We start from the raw sequence: 2558 nt of genomic DNA, 5'->3' as shown, positions 1-2558 counted from the left end.
GGAAAAGGTCTTCGCCGGCAAGGAAAGCAAGGCCCAGCTCAAGGAGCGCACCGAAGCGGCGCTGGCCATGGTTGGCCTGAGCCACGCCACCTACAAGCACCCCAATGAAATCTCCGGTGGCATGAAACAGCGCGTCGGTATCGCCCGCGCCCTGGCCATGCAGCCCAAGGTGCTGCTGATGGACGAACCCTTCGGCGCGCTGGATGCCCTGACCCGCGCGCACCTGCAGGACGAGTTGCTGCGCATCGTCGGCGAAACCCACAGCACGGTGGTGATGGTGACCCACGATGTCGATGAAGCGGTGCTGCTGTCGGACCGCATCGTGATGATGACCAACGGCCCGGCGGCGACCGTGGGCGATATCGTCAAGGTTGAGCTGGCGCGTCCACGGGATCGCCTGGCCCTGGCCAATGATCCGCAGTACCACGCCTACCGCACTGCCGTGCTGGAGTTTCTCTACCAGCGTCAGCAACGCCCGGCTGCATAAGGCACGGTTTTGCCTGTCACGTTCGCCGCTCTGGCCGGACGCGACAGGTAAAGGTACTTAGCCGCCGATCAGGCTGATTGAACTTCACCCAGCGATATTTAACGAACAGGAGCCAGCCCCTCTTCTCTAAGGATCACCTGTGCTCGACCTCACCACCTGGAATCTCTCCGTGCCCAGCGCGCCCGCGCCTAGCACCATCAGCACCGACCGCCTGAACAACGGTTACAGCAGTCAGTATTTCCGCCGCAACGCCGACGACAGCGTGACCTTCTGGGTGCCGGTCAACGGCTCGCGCACCGCCGACGCCCGCTACCCACGCAGCGAACTGCGCGAGACCCAAGCCGATGGCAGCCTGAGCAACTGGTATCACGCCAGCGCCGACAACTACCTGAGCGCTGTGTTGACAGTCAATCAGGTGCCGAGCCAGAACAAGATCGTGATCGCCCAGGTACACAGCAAGGACGAACCCGGCAGCAACAACGACCCCCTGCTGAAATTGCAGTACCACTATCTGCGCGGCGTCGGCCGCCTCGAACTGCTGCTGCGCAAGCGCCCGGGCGACAGCGGCGTACAAAACATTCTGCTGGCGGAGAATATCCAGCTGAATCAGCGCTTCAGCTACGAGCTGCGCATCACCCCAAGTGGCAAGCTCGGCGTCAAAGTCACCAGCAGCCATGGTGATAATGGCTCGTTCTACCAGCAACTGAGCGGATACTGGAGCACGCAACTGCTCTACTTCAAAGCCGGCGCCTACGTTCAGGACAACTACGGCCCCAGCACCGAAGGTGCGCGGGTGACCTTCTACTGGCTCAACAGCCTGCACCGTTAAAACACATCTCCAGGTTAAGCCTCGCTTAAGCCAGCAGCATTAGGCTGCAAGGCTTCGTGCATCTCTAATAAGGAACTGTCTATGCCCCCCTTTGCGCCCGCGCGCCGCGTTGATGCGTTGTATTGGCTGTTTACCTGGCTGGCCGTAGCCATTCACCTCGGCCAGCTTTTCGAACCGGCCGAATCACTGGGCATGGGGGTGTATCAGGGTGCGCTGATCAGCAGCTACGCCTTGTTGTTTATCAGCCCGTTCTGGCTGCTATGCCGGCTCTGCGGGCGCTGGCTGGGGGCGGCGCGCATCGTTTTGCTGATTGCTCTGGCCAGTGCGCTACAACTGCTGATCTACGCCGACATGCTGCTGTGGAAGCTCTATGGCTTTCACCTCAACGGTTTTGTCTGGAACATTCTCACCACCCCCGGCGGAATTGCCGCACTGGGCTCATCGGAATCAAGCGAGCGTGGCTTTGCCTTGATTGCCCTCGCCACAGTGGCCGGCCAAGGCGCGCTCTATCTGTTGGCCGCAGGCCTGCTGCGCAAGGCACGCGGCGTGCCGGTGCCGCGCCTACTGTGGGTGCTGCCGCTGTTTATCCTGCTGGCCGTAGGTGAGCGGACCAGCTATGCGCTCAGCCATTTCTATGGCTACAGCCCACTGCTGGAAACCGCCCAGCGCATGCCGTTTTATCAACCGCTGACCATGCGCGGTTTCCTCGAAAAACGCCTGGGCCTGGAGCGCCCGCAGCGTATGGAAGTGGAAAATGTCGCGTTGAAAGGCCAGCTGGCCTACCCGCAAGCGCCCTTGCGTATTGAACCGCCGGCCAAGCCATTGAACGTGGTCTGGTTGGTGGCCGAGTCCTGGCGTGCAGACAGCCTCAACCCGCGGGTAATGCCGCAGACCAGCGCATTCGCCGAGCGTGCGCAACGTTTCGACAATCACTTTTCCGGCGGCAACGGCACACGCATCGGCATGTTCAGCCAGTTCTACGGGCTGCCGGCCAACCTCTGGTTCCCGGTGCTGGATGCACGAGTGGGCAGCCCGCTGATCGATGTGCTGCAACAGCAGCAGTACCAGATGAAGCTGTTTACCAGTGCCAAATTCAGCTACCCGGAGTTCGACAAAACCCTGTTCGTCAAAGTCCCCGCAGAGCAGATGCAGGCCTTTGATCAGGGCCACAGCTGGCAGCGTGACCGCAAGAATGTCGATGACCTGCTGCAGTTCATTGACCAGCGCGCGCCGGCCAAGCCC

At 61.3% G+C, this 2558-nt stretch carries 3 protein-coding genes; all 3 read left to right on the top strand.

Annotation, left to right across the window (positions count from 1 at the left end; all coding sequences use genetic code 11):
* Positions 1-487 (top strand): ABC transporter ATP-binding protein (locus Q8M42_RS12655; RefSeq protein WP_305284056.1); only part of this gene is annotated, 487 nt, incomplete at its 5' end.
* Positions 488-626: 139 nt separating this feature from the next.
* Positions 627-1316 (top strand): polysaccharide lyase family 7 protein, encoded by a 690-nt coding sequence (locus Q8M42_RS12650; protein WP_304867736.1) that lies wholly within the window; start codon positions 627-629, stop codon positions 1314-1316.
* 81 nt (positions 1317-1397) lie between these two features.
* On the top strand, positions 1398-2558 hold a 1161-nt coding region (locus tag Q8M42_RS12645; protein WP_305284054.1), incomplete at its 3' end, for a DUF3413 domain-containing protein.

The sequence above is a fragment of the Pseudomonas sp. genome (genome assembly GCF_030684895.1).
GTDB lineage: Bacteria > Pseudomonadota > Gammaproteobacteria > Pseudomonadales > Pseudomonadaceae > Aquipseudomonas.
Note: the sequence above shows the minus strand (reverse complement) of the source record. Positions and strands in the feature narration are given on the sequence as shown.